Raw genomic sequence first — 15,273 nt, forward strand, 5'->3', positions numbered from 1 at the left:
CATTGCAAATAGAAAAGTCGTTCACCGGAAGAATGGATGTCAGACGCACAGCATACGGATGGATGACAATGAGAATTGGCATAGTGATCAGCGGTGGCGATGTAACCGGAATCAATAACTTCGTGTTTCAATTATCACGCATGACTCAGGCGAATATGGTGTTATTTAATGGCGGCATTCCAGGATTGCTGGAAAATCGGCATCAGGAAATATCGCAGCGTGATTTAGTGGATTATGCCATCACTTCTATTCCGGTTATGCAGTCAGGGAGAACCACAAGGAAATTAATTCGTCCGGAATATGAAATTATCACTAAACACCTCAAGGCGCTGCGTATCGATGTATTAATCATGGCCGGGGGGGATGGCTCATTACAATTCCTGCATACGTTGAGTGAATTTGGCGTGAATTGCTTTGGCGTGGGCATGACCATTGATAATGACGTTTTCGGCAGTGACTACACCATTGGTTTTTCCACCGCCTGTGAGCAGGTATTAAAAGAAGTCTCGAAATTAAGAAATACCGGCCGCGCGTTAACCGGTCGCGTATTTATGGTGGAACTACTCGGTGGCTATTGTGGCGAGTTGACGCTGCAATCGGCGATTAAATCGAATGCTGACTTCGCACTGATTCCAGAGTGTCAGATTCCGCCGCAGGAGCTGGCAGACCGTATCAAACAGCGCCTTGCCGCGCAGAACAGCGTAGTGATTCTCTGCTCTGAAGGTTACACGCGTGAATATTCGCCGGGCTTTCAGGGAGCAATAGATACCTTAATTAAACAGATTGAACCGCTGATTGGTGTACGTATTCGTAAAACTATCATCGGTTACGGCTTGCGTAGTGGTGACCCGACCTGTGAAGAGATTTATCAAGGCACCATTATGGCCAGTGAAGTTGCGCGCTGTATTCAGTCGGGGATGCGCAACAAAGCGGTGATTATTAATGGCAGTAATCGACCGATACCGATTGATCTTATAAGCATGAAAAAACGCCTGGTTGATACCGAAGGGCATCATTACAAACTCGCTAAACAACTGCATATTCTGTGAGGAAAACACCATGCTGAAAATATTATGTGTCTGTGGATGTGGTCTGGGTTCCAGTTTCGCTATTGAAATGAGCGCCAAATCCGTATTAAAGAAACTCGAAATTGAAGCGGATATTGATCACACCACGATTTCAGAAGCCAATGCTTTTAAATCCGACATGATTCTGACCCAGAAAGCCTTTGCCGATGTCCTGAATGCCGATGCCAGCCCCGAGCAAATCAAACGGGTGATTATTCTCAATAAGCTGACCGACAAGGCAGAAATTGAAGAAAAAATCGTGGCGTTTATGAAAGAACGTAATCTGAAGGTTGCTAACCATGAATAGTGTGATCGACTTCCTGGTAAAAGACTTATTAGGGCAGGCATCGATTCTGATCGCCTTTATTGCCCTGATTGGTCTGCTACTGCAGAAAAAATCCGCAGGTAAGGTGGTGGAAGGCACCTTTAAAACCCTGTTGGGCTTCTTAATCATGATGGCGGGTATCAACATTATTGTGGGTACGCTGACCTTCCTGAACACCATCTTCACCCACGGTTTTGGCATGAAGGGTTATATCACCGACGTTGCCGCCATTGCCGGGTTAGCGAGCCGCGAGCTGGGCTCAGAAGTGGCGCTGACATTGTTGGTGATCTTTATCGTCAACATCATCATCGCGCGTCTGACGCCGTTCAAATACATCTTCCTCACCGGGCAAGCGCTGCTGTGGATGGCGACCATCGGTGCGGTGATTGGCTATAAAGCGGGGCTGACAGGTTTACCTCTGATCCTTACCGGTGGCATTTTCGGCGGCATTATGGCGGTGGTGATGCCTGCGCTGGCACAACCTGTGGTACGTCGTATCACGGATTCTGACGACGTGGCACTTGGACACTTCTGCACCATCGGCTATCTGCTGACGGCGGCTGTGGCGAAAGTGGTAGGCAAAGGTTCTCGCTCGACGGAAGACCTTAAACTGCCGGACAACTTTAAGTTCCTGCAGGACACCTATCTGTCGATGGCGGTGGTGATGGTGCCGATGTACCTGATCCCAGCCGTGGCAGCAGGTCCGGAATTTATTGGTCAGTACAGCAACGGCATGAACTACCTGATGTATGCCTTCATGCAATCGATTCAGTTTGTTGCTGGCGTGTTCGTGTTGTACAGCGGCGTGCGTTTACTGCTGAACGAACTTGTGCCAGCCTTCCGCGGTATCGCCATGCGCCTGGTCCCGGATGCTAAGCCCGCACTCGACTGCCCGGTGATGTTCCCTTACGCGCCGAATGCCGTGATCGTCGGCTTCCTGGCGACAACGCTGGGTTCTGTGGTCGGCATGCTGGTGTTCCCAATGTTTGGTCTGGCGATGATTTTGCCAGGGCTGCTGACCAACTTCTTTGCCGGTGGCACTGCAGGCGTGTTTGGTAACGCGCTGGGCGGACGTCGCGGCGCAATGATCGGCGGTTTTGTGCACGGCCTGTTCATCACTTTCCTGCCGGCCATTCTGGTGCCGATGCTCGAAAGCTACGGTTTCACCGGTGTGACCTTCAGTGACTCTGACGTCATCAGTACCGGTCTGGTATTGGGACATGCGTTCCAGGGCAACTGGTTGTTCGTCGCGCTGTTTGTTCTCTTCATCACTCTGATCGCCTGGTTTGTTAACGGAAAATCCCCTAAATCCCACGAGGAAAAGCTTCATGAAACTTTATAACTTTACCGATCTGTTACAGGTGGCTAAAGAACGTGAATTTAAAGCGCTCGGTTCCTTTAATTTGCACTGCCTGGAAATGTTACCGGCCTTTTTTAAAGCAGCAGAGAAAACCAACAGTCCATTAATGATTCAGATCTCAACCGGTACGGCGAAATATCTCGGACATAAATTATTAGTCGATGCAATTTGCTCGTTATCAGAAAGTCGTAATGTGCCAACGTGCCTGCATTTGGATCACTGTTCAGATCTCGATGCCATTCAAACGGCACTGGACGCCGGATTCAGTTCAATTATGTATGACGGCTCACATTTATCGATTGAAGAGAATATTGCCAATACCCGTCGCGTAATTGATATGGCGCGTCCACTGCACGTCTCAGTAGAAGCGGAACTGGGTGCGATTGGCGGTTCTGAAGACGGTAAAGAAGTGGAGATGAACGATGCTTCCTTCACCACCGTAGATGATGCCAAACGCTTCGTCGAAGAAACCGGCGTGGATATGCTGGCCATCTCCATCGGTACGGTACACGGGTTGTATACCGGTAAGGCACACATTCAGCATCAGCGTCTGGCGGATATCACGGATGCCACCAAAACGCCTCTGGTACTGCATGGCGGCACCGGCGTCAGCGATGAAGATATGCGTCTGGCCGTACGCAGCGGTATCGAAAAAGTGAACGTCGGCACGGAAATGAACGTGCAGTGGGTGGCAAACTGCAAGCAGACGTTTGAAAAAGGCCGGGTGAACGACAGCGTGCGTAATTTCCTGGTGCCCGCTAACGATGCCGTGACCAATGTGCTGGTAGAAAAGATTTCACTGTTCCGTTAATTACGACTCACTCATGATGTAATAAACCTGAGGTGCCCTGGCGCCATTCGGGGCAGGAGACGCTATGTTTGGATTCTTGAAAAAGGGCTCGGAGAATAAGAGCCAGGATTCACAAGAAATAGATCTTCAGGCAGAAACCATCAGTGGAAAAATTAGCGAGCTGGAACAACAGCTCGCTGTTAATCCGCAGGCGGTCGATACGCAGAAACAATTAATGCTGGAATATAATCGCGCATTAAATATCTTTGCGAAAAGCCGCCGTTTTCGTCAGGAAATTGATCCGCTGTTCGTTAAAATTGATGAACTGCGTAATACCATCCGCAAGTCAATTTAAGGAGGCAGTATGAGTATTAAACGACTGCTGCAAGAAGCGAATGCGATTCAGGTGGGAATCAGCGCCACGGACTGGCGCGAAGTGATCGCGCTCGCCGCACAACCGTTGGTTAGCGGTGGATATGTGAAAGATTCGTATCCAGAGGCGGTGATTGCCAATACGCTAACGCACGGTGCTTATTATGTATTTGAGGAAGGGATCGCGATTCCGCATGCGCGTCCAGAGACCGGCGTGCTCAAGGATTGCTTCAGCATGATTCTGCTGGATGAGCCGATATCGTTCGAAGGCAGTGACAAAGCCGACATCGTGATTATGTTCGGTGCGCGTGACAGCAATGCTCACATTGAAGAAGGCATTCGCGCGATTGTTTCATTGCTGGAGGATGAAGAAACGCTGGTGCGGTTACGCCGGGCCAGCAGTGTCGCGGAGGTGATAGAAATTCTATGACTTCTCACACTGAAGAAAAGGTGGTGGTGCTGGTCAACGGCATTCCTGCATCGGGTAAAAGCACGCTAACACGGGCCATGGCGCAACAGTTTGGTTTCCCAGTGCTGACGCTGGACAGCCTTAAAGAACCGTTTATGGCAAGCTTTGCGCCAGTGGATCGTCTGCGCAACCGTCAATTGGGCTGTGCCGCGTATCAGGCGATTTGGAAGGTCGTTGGACAAGCGCCCAGCTGCTGCGTTTACCTGATTGACGCCTGGTTTGGCTTCCAGCCCAAAGACGTGTTGCAGCAAGGGTTGCAGCAGGCGGGTGTTACCCGGGTACTGGAGCTGTGGCTTTCCATAACACCAGATGAAGCGGTGGCGCGTTATCAGTCACGACTCACCGATCGTATGCCGGGGCATCCGGGTGCCGAGTACCTGCCTGAACTGCGTAAGCTGGCGGAAACGGCGCAGCCGATGGCGCTCGGGCCGGTGTTGCAACTCGATGCCTGCGATCCTGACGAGGGCGCTGCGACGGCCTGGCTGCAACGGCAACTGCGTTTACCAGTGAATGCTCAACCCGCTTTATCCGCTTCAGGCTGAAAGAAGGCCGCCAGCAGGGCGCTGAACTGTTGATCGTGTTGTTGATCATCAGCCAGCTGGCGGCAGATTTCGCCTAATGCCCGATAGAGTTGTTCGGTGGCCAATTCGCCCTGATTTAGCGTGGCAATCTCATCCATCTCCGCCGCCCAGCGCCAGGCCTTCGGTAACATATCCGGCGTGGCTTTTGCCATTCTTTGCAGCAGAGCCTGCTGGCTCTCCTGCATCTCTTCACGTAACGCATCCGCAGCACCCACGCGGCTGGCGTTAATCAACATTGCCGAGGTCAGCAGAGTGATACCTTTGTTGATACCGGCGTAAGCCATCTTCAATGCCGAAGCAGCACCGTTTTCAGCGTTCATCACCCGCACGCGTAATCCAAAATCGCTTAACTGTGCCAGTTTCCCGGCATGGGGCCCTGCAAACCAGAAGCGTGGCCCGGAAGGATTCTGCTCGCCCGGCGGCAAGCCAATAATCGCCGCATCGGCAAAGGGTGTGCCGGTGCTTTCGATCACCTGCGCCACCTGCTTTAGCGTTTCGGGGCTGATGGCGTTGCAATCCACATACAGCGGCTTATGTGCGGCAGCTTGCAGAAGCGGGGCTATCTGCTGCGCCCAGCTGAGTGCCGATTCGGGCGGCAGGATTGATAGGATAATATCGGCCTCGCAAATCGCCTCTGCGCTGCAGTTGGCAATATTGGCCTGTTGTGCACGCTGTTGAGATTGGGCGGAGCGTTGGCTCAACGGGGCAATCACCCGCGCCCCGTGTTGGGCAAGTACACCCCCGATGGCCGCGCCCATAGCGCCGGGTGCGGCGATAGCAATGGTTGTCATCACGATAACTCCTTTAGGCTTCATGTTCTCAGTATGGAACGTGCGAAAAGGATCGTGCGCAGGGAAGTGCAAGCAAATACAACCGTTAACCCGGCGAAAAGACTCGCGTACTGAGAAAATCGATTAACGCGCGAACCTTAGGTGAAGGGTGCTTACTGGCCGGCCACAGCAGATGAAACACATTGCGGTGACAGGCATAATCGCTGAGGACTTCAACTAACGTGCCTTGCGCGAGGGCTTCCCGCACTGAGAAATCCGGCAGCATGGCGATCCCTAAACCTCGCATCGCAAAGCAGACGCGCGTCTCAATGTTGTTACACACCATGCTCTGGGGTAAGGCCAACTCATGTTCATCTTCATAACCGCGCAGCACCCAGCGTTCCAGCTTGCCGGTGGTATTGAAGCGATAATGCAGACAAGCATGTTGCTGTAACGCTTCGGGCGTCTGTGGCGTACCGTGACGCGCCAGATACTCGGGTGACGCGACGGCAACAGAATAGGCGTAACCTAACTTGCGCGCCGAAAGGCGCGAGTCCGTTGGCGGGCCACCCCGCATCACCGCGTCATAGCCTTCGGCAATCACATCCACCAGACGATCGCTAAAATCGAGATCCAGCTGAATATCAGGATAAGCCGCCATAAAATCACCCAGCGCGGGCAGAATCAGTGAGCTGACGATAGGCAGGCTAAGTTTTAATCTCCCGGTCGGACGTTGTGCAGCCTGAGACAACTCGCTTTCAGCTGCTTCAATCTCAGCAAGAATGCGCCTGCTGCGCTCCAGAAACAGCGTGCCTTCAGCGGTGAGGGTGATGCTACGCGTACTGCGATGAAACAGCCTCACTCCTAACCGGTCCTCCAGACGGGCGATACTTTTCCCAACCGCCGACGCCGTAATCCCCAGATGTCGTCCCGCGGCTACAAAGCTGCGTGTTTCCGCCACCTGAACGAACACCATAAATCCATTGAGGCTGTCCATCTCGACCCCTTATTCAGGACAAAAATGTCCGGTGAGTCATGAAATGTACCCTACTTTTTCCGCAATCGGGAAGTGGCTACCTTAATCGAACTCATGAATCAGGAGCGAAAATAATGCAAAAGATACTTCAGCAGGTGATGCAAACGGCGCTGGATGAACAGCGTCTGGTAGGGATGGAGGTGATGGTGAAGCGCGATGGCGTAACCCTGTTCCATCAGGCAGCAGGCTATGCCGATCGCGAAAACCAACGACCGATGACTGTGGGCGAGCGTTTTCGCCTCGCCTCCGTCAGCAAGCCGATAGTCAGTACTGCGGCGATGATGCTGGTCGCAGCAGGAAGGCTGTCACTGGATAGCGATATCACCCGCTGGCTGCCAACGTTTAAACCGCTGCAGCCTGATGGCAGCAGGGCGCTGATCACGCTGCGTCAACTGCTGAGCCACAGCGCCGGTCTCAGCTATCGCTTCCTTGAAGCCACACCAAATGGACCCTATGCGCGGGCGGGTGTCTCAGATGGAATGGATGCGACCCCATTATCCCTGCAGGAGAATCTTCAGCGGCTTAGCACTGTCCCCTTGCTATTCGCACCAGGAACTGCGTGGTGCTATTCACTGGCGACTGATGTTGTGGGGGCGATTATTGAACAGGTCCAGCAACAGCCATTGCCTGAAGCCATACATCATCTGGTCACCGGGCCACTCGGGATGAAAAAGACGGGCTTCTCACTGCCAGCCGATCAATCTGTGGCAACCGCTTACGTCAGCGACCAGCCGCGTCCACATATCTTGCGTGAGGGAGAAGTGGTGGCACCGTTTGAAGGGACGGTAGGTATCCCGTACAGCCCCGCACGCGTGTACGATCCTCAGGCGTTTCCATCCGGCGGTGCAGGCATGGTCGGAACGGTCAGCGATTTCATGACGCTGTTGGAAATGCTGCGCCACGGAGGCAGCACTTTATTGCCAGCTGAATGGGTAGCAGAGATGGCGCGTGATCAAGTCAGCCAGCACGTATTGCCGGATATGCCCGGGGTCGGTTTTGGGCTGGGCTTCTCGGTATTGCGCGATCCGCTGCTGGCGGACTCACCTGAATCCGTTGGCACCTGGCGCTGGGGTGGCGCTTACGGTCATGCGTGGTTTGTCGATCCGCAACAGGCACTGAGTGTGGTGGCCTTTACCAACACGCTTTACGAAGGCATGTCCGGACAATTTGTTAATGACCTGCGCGATGCCGTTTACCTGGCGATACAGGGGGCCCAATGAGCGCACGTCTACCCTTAGTGCCTCTATTAACACTCAGTCTGGCGGCGTTTGTCACCATCGTTACGGAAGCCTTGCCCGCCGGACTACTGGCGCCCATGGCGCAAGACTTACGGGTTTCAGTGGCTGCTGCGGGCCAGAGTGTATCGACCTATGCGATAGGTTCTTTCCTGGCGGCCATACCGTTGATGGCTATGTTGCAGGGCGTGCCGCGACGTCGCCTGCTGCTATTGGCGCTAGTGGGATTTACCCTTGCCAACGCGGCAACCGCGCTGGCGAGCAGTTATCCGTTAATGCTGGTGTCTCGGGTACTGGCCGGGATTGCAGCGGGTTTGCTATGGGCGCTATTGGCGGGTTATGCCGCCGCCATGGTGCCGCCTGAGCAGAAGGGCAAAGCTATCGCGATAGCGATGGCCGGTACGCCACTGGCGCTGGCGTTCGGCGTGCCGCTGGGAACTTTGGTGGGCAATGTCATCGGTTGGCGCCTGAGTTTTGCCGCACTGAGTGGTTTATCGCTTCTGCTGATGTTGATATTGCGGCTGACTGCGCCTGAGCGGCCAGGGCAGCTGGCGCAGCAGCGTTTGCCTTTGCGCCAGGTGTTAATGCTTCCCGGTGTGGCAAGAGTGCTCATGCTGGTGCTCTGTGTCGTACTGGCGCACAACATTCTCTACACCTATATCGTGCCGTTTTTACAACCTGCCGGACTGGCAGCCCGCGCCGACGCGGTATTGCTGCTGTTTGGCGTCAGTTCGCTGATCAGCATTTTTATCACTGGCTGGTGGGTGGATCGCTACTTACAGCCGATGCTGTTGATCAGCACTCTGTTGTTTATGGTTGCCGCACTGTTGCTGCAACTGTTTCCCGCCACGACAATGGCGATCTGGTTAGCCGTGATGCTGTGGGGATTGGCGTTTGGCGGAGTGGCCACACTGTTTCAAACCGCGATGGTGGAGCATGCCGGTAAAGCGGTGGATGTTGCACAGTCGATGCTGGTCACGATATGGAATCTGGCGATTGCCGGTGGCGGAATCGTCGGTGGTGCGTTATTGAAAAGCGTCGGCGTCAGTAGTTTTGCCCCGGCGCTTTTATTGCTGCTGGCGATGGCGCTGTGGGCGATTTGGCGAGGTAGAAAGCGGGCCGTTCGCGCGTATGCTAATCCCGGGGCGTAATAATAACCGCATGATTTGATAAGGCATATTTTGCAGTCTCAACCAGGCTTGATGGATGTTCCGCATCCATCAAGGAGACCTTTATGAAAATCGATTTGCACGGTAAAACCGCATTAGTCACTGCATCAACAGGCGGCATTGGTTTTGCGATTGCTCAGGGATTGGCTGAGAGTGGTGCCGAAGTGGTGCTTAACGGGCGCAGTGAAGCCTCAGTGAGCCGGGCGCGTGAGAAGCTGAATGGATTGGTGGCGGGAGCCAAAATTCATACTTTTATTGCCGATCTCGGCAGCGCAGAGGGTGTGAAGCAGTTGCTAAACGGATTACCGCCCATCGATATTCTGGTTAACAACGCCGGTATTTATGGACCACAGGATTTTTACGCCACCGATGATGAAACCTGGGAAGCCTACTGGCAAACCAACGTGATGTCGGGTGTGCGACTGTCTCGCGCCTTGCTGCCGGAGATGGTGAAACGCGGTTGGGGTCGCGTGGTGTTTATCTCTTCTGAATCGGCACGCAATATCCCCGCCGATATGGTGCATTACGGTGTGACCAAAACCGCGCAGCTCTCATTGGCGCGCGGTTTGGCGAAAGTGGCGGCGGGCAGCGGCGTGACGGTGAACAGCGTGCTGCCTGGGCCAACGCTCTCCGATGGCTTTGCTGCAATGATGGAAGAGGAAGTGAAACGCACCGGAAAATCACTGGAGGTTTTGGCAAAAGAGTTCGTGATGGCCCAGCGTCCGAGTTCGGTAATCCAGCGCGCTGCCACAGTGGAAGAGGTGGCGAATATGGTGGTGTATGTTTGTTCGCAACAAGCTTCAGCCACCTCCGGCGCGGCATTGCGTGTCGATGGCGGTGTGGTGGACGATATTGTTTAACGATTAATGACACCGACAAAACCGTAGCGGCGAGATTTATCTCGCCCTCTAACAGCAATCAAGCTGCCAGAGAGGACATCGCATTGTGCCGCTACGTTAAGCACAGGCAAGAACACTAAGACAAAAGTTTACACTGCAATGCTTGGTGTTTCTGCTGCATGTGCATAAAATGCCCGCACTTTACTCTGGGGCGATGGCATGACCAAATCATCACAACGCGCAAAATGGATTCTGGCACTGCTCTGTCTGGTGCTGGCGTTTTGTCTCGCCCAGCGTAGCTTTAACTTGCCCACTGCATCGCAGACCACTATCAGCGCGTCATCCATCAGTGATGTCGATTCTGTCGGTGGTGAAAAACTCTGCTCAATCAGCGCCAAATCACTGCACGCGGCTGCGCCAGTTATCGACAGCACCATGCCATTCCTGTTGATGGTTATCGCATTACTCACCACGCTATTCTCATCTAAGCCAACAACAGGCTATCGTCGTGAGCCTCTCTTTCCGCCCGTACAGCGGCGGCATCTGACCTTCTGCGTCTTCCGGGAATAACACTACGCACTCCATCGCGTAAACCTTGTTATTCACCGGAGAAAAAATATGAACATCCTTATCAGGAGCCTGTTGCTCCTGTTGACGTGCTACGCCAGCGTGGCGCAGGCCGCTGACAGCGGCTGGCTGCGCAATGCGCAAAATAGCCACGCCGAAGTGCGTTTGCGCAGCGCCAGCCAGGGCGATAACGCACAATTGTTGATAGATATCCGCCTGGAGAAAGGCTGGAAAACCTACTGGCGATCGCCGGGGGAAGGTGGCGTAGCCCCGGCAATCCGTTGGCAAACCCCCGGCGTCAACGCGCAGTGGCTTTGGCCCGCACCCGCACGTTTCGACGTCAGTGGGCTAACGACGCAAGGCTATAAAGGCAACATCACGCTGCCGATTGCGCTGGGAAACGTGCCGGGTCAAACCTTATCAGGCACGCTGACGCTCTCCACCTGCAGTGACGTCTGTATCCTGACCGACTTTCCGTTCAGCCTCGATCTTTCGCAAGCCGCTGATGGCGATTTTGTCCGTGACTATGCGCAGGCATTAGGCCAAATACCGCCTGAAAGCGGGCTGACCGATCAACTGCAGGCAAGCTATGGCCAGGGTGAATTGCAGATTCGTGCGCAACGGCAGGAGGGTTGGGATAAGCCAGAACTGTTCTTCGATTATCCGCAAGGCAGCATGCTAGCTGCACCGCAGATCAGTGTCGAAGGCGATGCCTTAACGGCGCGCGTGGCGGTCACCGATGAGTGGGGCGAAACAGCGCCCGATTTGCGCGGTAAAACCTTGTCGCTGGTGGTGGCAGACGCGGGCATCGCTCAGCAGAGTTCAGTCATGATAGGTTCTGAGCCGCTGGTATCTGGCAGCGGAACGCAAACCCTCTGGTCGGTGATGTTGCTGGCGCTTCTGGGTGGCTTGATCCTCAATCTGATGCCTTGCGTGTTGCCGGTGCTGGCGATCAAACTCAGTAGCCTCGTGCAGCAACAGGGGCAATCACGCCGTCAGACCCGCCAGCAGTTCCTCGCGTCCAGCGCCGGAATCCTGTTCTCGTTCCTGCTGCTGGCCGCCTTAATGACCGGTCTGCGGCTCAGCGGCCAGGCGCTGGGGTGGGGCATCCAGTTCCAGAGCAGTGGGTTCCTGCTTTTGATGGTACTGGTGATGTTCCTGTTCACCGCCAGTTTGTTCGATTTGCTGCACTTCCGTTTGCCCTCCAGCTTCAACACCAAACTGGCAACGCAGGGCGGTAACGGGCTGCTGGGTCATTTTGGCCAGGGGGCGTTTGCCACCTTTTTAGCGACGCCGTGCAGCGCGCCGTTCCTGGGTACCGCCGTGGCCTATGCGCTCACTGCGCCTCTACCGCAGCTGTGGCTGCTGTTTGCTGCATTGGGTATTGGCATGAGCCTGCCATGGCTGTTGGTGGCGGCATTGCCAGGTTTGGCGCGTTGTCTGCCGCGTCCGGGTCGCTGGATGGTGCATCTGCGCACCATGCTCGGCTTATTGATGCTGATCGCCACCTTCTGGCTGGTCTCGCTGTTGATCCCGCATTGGGGGGAGACTTTCGCCATGGTACTTGGCGGAGTCTTGCTATTGGTGCTGTGTGCATGGCTGGTGCAGCGTCGCGCTTTGCAACAGGCTGGCGTGGTGTTTATCACCCTGACGCTGGCAGGTGCCGTGTTCCTGATGACACGTATCGCGCCAGAGGAAGAAACGCTTTACTGGCAGCCACTGACCGAAGCGGCGATCAATCAGGCGCTGGAGCAAGATAAACGTGTGTTTGTCGATGTTACCGCCGACTGGTGTATCACCTGCAAAGTGAATAAATCCCGCGTGCTGAATCAACCTGACGTACGCGCCGCACTGAAAGCCGACGATGTGGTGCTGCTACGCGGTGACTGGACCCAACCTGATCCAGCCATTGGCGAATTCCTGCGCAAGCGCGATCGTGTCGCCATTCCTTTTAACCAAATTTATGGCCCGGCACTGCCGCATGGCCACATTTTGTCACCGCTGCTGAGTCGTGAAGCGGTGATTTCAACTCTCTCTGAGGCCAAAAAATGATGAAAAAATCCCTGTTCCTGCCACTGATGTTCCTGACGCTGCCTGCACTGGCGGCTGCACCTTTTACCCCGGAGCAGGAGGCGCGTATTAAAGAGCTGATTCGTGAAACGCTGGTGCAGAACCCGGCAATTCTGGCCGAAGCGGCGGATGCCTTTGATAAAGAAGCAGCGAAACAGCAGCAGAGCGTTGTCGCGCAGATGGTGAAGAAAAACCACGATGCCTTGTTTAACGACGCTGGCTCGCCGCGCATCGGTGCAGAAAAACCGGCGCTGACGCTGGTGTACTTCACCGACTACAACTGCGTGTTCTGCAAGAAATTCGATGCGGACATCGAGAAATTGCTGAAAACCTATCCGCAGGTGGGGGTGGTGTTGAAACCACTGCCGTATCGCGCCGAAACTTCGCTGACCTCCGCGCGGCTGGCGTTGACTGTCTGGGAGCAGCAACCAAAAAACTTCCTGAAATTGCATGAGCGCTTAATGGCGAAAAAGGGTAACCACGATGAAGCGAGCATTGCAGCGGCGCTGGATAAAACCGGCATTAAGCTGAAAGAACCCAGCAAAGCCAGCCTCGACACCATCAACGAAAACCTGACGCTGGCGCAGCAGTTAGGTGTTCAGGGCACACCCGCCACGCTGGTGGGCAATGAGTTGATCAGCGGCGCGGTGCCGTATGCGCAACTGGAGGCGGCAGTGAAGGGCGCGTTGCAGGCGAAGCCATGACGCGCATCAAGCGCTGGCTGCGTGAAGCGCTCTGGCTGGTGCTGATCGCCGCTGCTGTCATTTGGGGTATGGATTGGCTGCGATCTCCGCAGCTGCCTGCCGATCTGGCGCAACAGCCGCTAACGGCGCTGCAAGGCGAAGTCAATCTGGCCACGTTAAGCCAGGATAAGCCGGTGCTGGTGTATGTGTGGGCTACCTGGTGTGGGGTGTGCAAACTGACCACGCCAACGGTCGCGGCGCTGAGCCAGAACGGTACGCAGGTGGTGAGTGTGGCCTTGCGCTCTGGTGATGACTCGCGTGTCGCGACCTGGCTGGAGAAGAAAGGTCTGCGTGGTCCGGCGGTTAACGATGAAAACGGTGCAGTGAGTCAACGCTGGGACATCAGCGTGACACCGACCTTTATCGTATTGCAGCAGGGCAAAGTGGTGAGCACCACCACCGGCTGGAGCAGCAGTTGGGGATTGAAGTTGCGACTCTGGTGGGCGGAAAAATTTAGCTAACACAAGTGTGCACGCCAGATCGGCAAAACCAATACGTTGGCTGTCAGTTTAGGCGATTTATTAGTTAAGCTGTTACTTTCCGAAGTGGCAGCTTTTTTTTTGCGCATTAAGGCGAATGCTATCCAGTCACCTCTGAGCTACCCGCCGTTTTTGTATCCTTTTGACACCACGCACAGAAGTTAATGAGCAGGCTGGGACCGCCAGCCCCAAAGCGGCCCCAGACTGCGTTAATGCTGATCGTTTAACAGACAAGCGGCAATCCAGCAGGCACTCATGCTCTATCCAGGGATGCACCTGCATGTGTATCCGTTATCTACCGCGCTCCGAGAAAATCCTCGCGCTGCGGCGTAAAGGTATCCAGCAGCGTACCCGCTTGCAGACAGACGCAACCGTGCACCACACTGGGCGCTTTATATAACGTGTCACCCGCGCTCACTTCCTGCGTAACCCCATCAATCGTGAAAGCGAAACGTCCCGACAGTACATAAGTCAGTTGTTCATGTGGATGATGATGCAACGGTCCAACCGCATCCTTTTCAAAGGTCACTTCGACCGCCATCATTCGCCCACCGTGGGCCATGACTCGTCGCGTCACGCCGTTGCCGAGGTCTTCCTGAGTGGTTGCACTTTTATAAATAAACATGGGTTCTCCTCTCCAGTGACTTCATCAATGTGTGACATGCCTCACATCGAAAGAGACATTTCAGGCTGCATTTTAGCGCACCTTGATTAAAATGAAACGGTGTTTCAAATTAATCTGAGGACGGATCATGAAAATTGCTTTGATGATGGAAAATAGCCAGGCCGCAAAGAACGCAACCGTATGGAAAGAACTGCAAACCGTCGCGCAACCGCTCGGCCATGAGGTGTTTAACGTCGGCATGAGCGACGAGCAAGATCATCATCTGACCTATATTCACCTCGGTATCATGGCCAGCGTGTTGCTGAACAGCAAAGCGGTGGACTTTGTGGTCGCCGGTTGCGGTACCGGGCAGGGCGCGTTGGTATCGCTCAACCTGCATCCTGGCGTGGTGTGTGGCTACTGTATCGATCCTGCTGATGCCTATTTGTTTGCTCAGATCAACAATGGCAACGCGCTTTCGCTGCCGTTCGCCAAAGGTTTTGGCTGGGGTGCAGAACTGAATCTGCGCTTTATCTTTGAGAAAGCCTTCACCGGCGAAAAAGGTCTGGGTTACCCGCCAGAGCGCAAAGAGCCGCAGGTGCGCAATGCGGGCATTCTCAATGAAGTCAAAGCCGCGCTGCTAAAAGACAATTACCTGGATTCACTGCGCGCGCTGGACCCTGAGTTGGTGAAAACTGCCGTGAGCGGGGCGCGTCTGCAGGAGTGCCTGTTCGAGCACGGACAGAATCAGGATATTGTGCGATACGTGCGTGAATTGCTGTAAAGCAGCACCGTTA

At 54.5% G+C, this 15,273-nt stretch carries 18 protein-coding genes; 15 read left to right on the forward strand and 3 right to left on the reverse strand.

The window, feature by feature from the left end; all coding sequences use genetic code 11:
• The first annotated feature begins 68 nt into the window (after positions 1-68).
• The 7 genes from LBW88_RS03730 (at position 69) to LBW88_RS03760 (ending at position 4,925) form a co-directional block, all read left to right on the forward strand.
• Positions 69-1,049 carry a 6-phosphofructokinase gene (locus LBW88_RS03730; protein WP_224928597.1) on the forward strand — a complete coding sequence of 327 codons (981 nt, stop codon included), beginning with the start codon at positions 69-71 and terminating at the stop codon, positions 1,047-1,049.
• Positions 1,050-1,059: 10 nt separating this feature from the next.
• On the forward strand, positions 1,060-1,374 hold the full coding sequence (locus LBW88_RS03735) for a PTS sugar transporter subunit IIB (protein ID WP_034827292.1): 315 nt from the start codon (positions 1,060-1,062) through the stop codon (positions 1,372-1,374).
• Complete coding sequence (locus LBW88_RS03740; protein ID WP_224928594.1) at positions 1,367-2,734, forward strand: PTS sugar transporter subunit IIC; 1,368 nt, start codon at positions 1,367-1,369, stop codon at positions 2,732-2,734. Before LBW88_RS03735 ends, LBW88_RS03740 begins: the two co-directional genes overlap by 8 nt.
• Complete coding sequence (locus LBW88_RS03745) at positions 2,721-3,563, forward strand: class II fructose-bisphosphate aldolase (RefSeq protein ID WP_224928591.1); 843 nt, start codon at positions 2,721-2,723, stop codon at positions 3,561-3,563. The genes LBW88_RS03740 and LBW88_RS03745 overlap by 14 nt, the downstream gene beginning before the upstream one ends.
• A 64-nt stretch (positions 3,564-3,627) precedes the next feature.
• Positions 3,628-3,897, forward strand: coding sequence for a hypothetical protein (locus LBW88_RS03750; protein WP_034827286.1), 270 nt, complete (start codon positions 3,628-3,630; stop codon positions 3,895-3,897).
• A 9-nt stretch (positions 3,898-3,906) separates the two neighbouring features.
• Positions 3,907-4,344 carry a PTS sugar transporter subunit IIA gene (locus LBW88_RS03755; RefSeq protein WP_224928588.1) on the forward strand — a complete coding sequence of 146 codons (438 nt, stop codon included), beginning with the start codon at positions 3,907-3,909 and terminating at the stop codon, positions 4,342-4,344.
• On the forward strand, positions 4,341-4,925 hold the full coding sequence (locus tag LBW88_RS03760; protein WP_224928585.1) for an AAA family ATPase: 585 nt from the start codon (positions 4,341-4,343) through the stop codon (positions 4,923-4,925). Before LBW88_RS03755 ends, LBW88_RS03760 begins: the two co-directional genes overlap by 4 nt.
• Here LBW88_RS03760 and LBW88_RS03765 read toward each other — a convergent pair.
• Positions 4,898-5,755, reverse strand: a complete 858-nt coding sequence (locus LBW88_RS03765) for an NAD(P)-dependent oxidoreductase (RefSeq protein ID WP_224928583.1) — start codon at positions 5,753-5,755, stop codon at positions 4,898-4,900. The two genes, LBW88_RS03760 and LBW88_RS03765, sit on opposite strands and share 28 nt — an antisense overlap.
• An 85-nt stretch (positions 5,756-5,840) precedes the next feature.
• Positions 5,841-6,731, reverse strand: coding sequence for a LysR family transcriptional regulator (locus LBW88_RS03770; protein ID WP_224928579.1), 891 nt, complete (start codon positions 6,729-6,731; stop codon positions 5,841-5,843).
• A 113-nt stretch (positions 6,732-6,844) separates the two neighbouring features.
• On the opposite strand from LBW88_RS03770, the gene LBW88_RS03775 reads away from it, so the two are divergent.
• The 7 genes from LBW88_RS03775 (at position 6,845) to LBW88_RS03805 (ending at position 13,854) form a co-directional block, all read left to right on the forward strand.
• The gene (locus tag LBW88_RS03775; protein WP_224928576.1) at positions 6,845-7,990 is read left to right on the forward strand and encodes a serine hydrolase domain-containing protein; all 1,146 of its coding nucleotides are present in this window, start codon (positions 6,845-6,847) and stop codon (positions 7,988-7,990) included.
• The gene (locus LBW88_RS03780) at positions 7,987-9,156 is read left to right on the forward strand and encodes an MFS transporter (protein WP_224928574.1); all 1,170 of its coding nucleotides are present in this window, start codon (positions 7,987-7,989) and stop codon (positions 9,154-9,156) included. The genes LBW88_RS03775 and LBW88_RS03780 overlap by 4 nt, the downstream gene beginning before the upstream one ends.
• 83 nt (positions 9,157-9,239) lie before the next feature.
• Complete coding sequence (locus LBW88_RS03785; RefSeq protein ID WP_224928571.1) at positions 9,240-10,034, forward strand: SDR family NAD(P)-dependent oxidoreductase; 795 nt, start codon at positions 9,240-9,242, stop codon at positions 10,032-10,034.
• Positions 10,035-10,232: 198 nt separating this feature from the next.
• Entirely contained in the window at positions 10,233-10,583 is a 351-nt protein-coding gene (locus tag LBW88_RS03790; RefSeq protein ID WP_224928568.1) for a hypothetical protein, read from the forward strand.
• Positions 10,584-10,631: 48 nt separating this feature from the next.
• On the forward strand, positions 10,632-12,632 hold the full coding sequence (locus LBW88_RS03795) for a protein-disulfide reductase DsbD family protein (protein ID WP_224928565.1): 2,001 nt from the start codon (positions 10,632-10,634) through the stop codon (positions 12,630-12,632).
• Positions 12,632-13,354, forward strand: a complete 723-nt coding sequence (locus LBW88_RS03800) for a DsbA family protein (protein ID WP_224930252.1) — start codon at positions 12,632-12,634, stop codon at positions 13,352-13,354. Before LBW88_RS03795 ends, LBW88_RS03800 begins: the two co-directional genes overlap by 1 nt.
• The gene (locus LBW88_RS03805; RefSeq protein WP_224928562.1) at positions 13,351-13,854 is read left to right on the forward strand and encodes a protein disulfide oxidoreductase; all 504 of its coding nucleotides are present in this window, start codon (positions 13,351-13,353) and stop codon (positions 13,852-13,854) included. Before LBW88_RS03800 ends, LBW88_RS03805 begins: the two co-directional genes overlap by 4 nt.
• Before the next feature lie 313 nt (positions 13,855-14,167).
• On the opposite strand, the gene LBW88_RS03810 is transcribed toward LBW88_RS03805, so the two are convergent.
• Entirely contained in the window at positions 14,168-14,497 is a 330-nt protein-coding gene (locus LBW88_RS03810) for a cupin domain-containing protein (RefSeq protein ID WP_224928559.1), read from the reverse strand.
• Between the two features lie 127 nt (positions 14,498-14,624).
• On the opposite strand from LBW88_RS03810, the gene LBW88_RS03815 reads away from it, so the two are divergent.
• Positions 14,625-15,260: an RpiB/LacA/LacB family sugar-phosphate isomerase gene (locus LBW88_RS03815; protein WP_224928557.1), complete on the forward strand. Its 636-nt coding sequence runs from the start codon at positions 14,625-14,627 to the stop codon at positions 15,258-15,260.
• Positions 15,261-15,273 lie beyond the last annotated feature (13 nt).

The organism is Pantoea sp. alder81 (genome assembly GCF_020179835.1).
Lineage (GTDB): Bacteria > Pseudomonadota > Gammaproteobacteria > Enterobacterales > Enterobacteriaceae > Pantoea.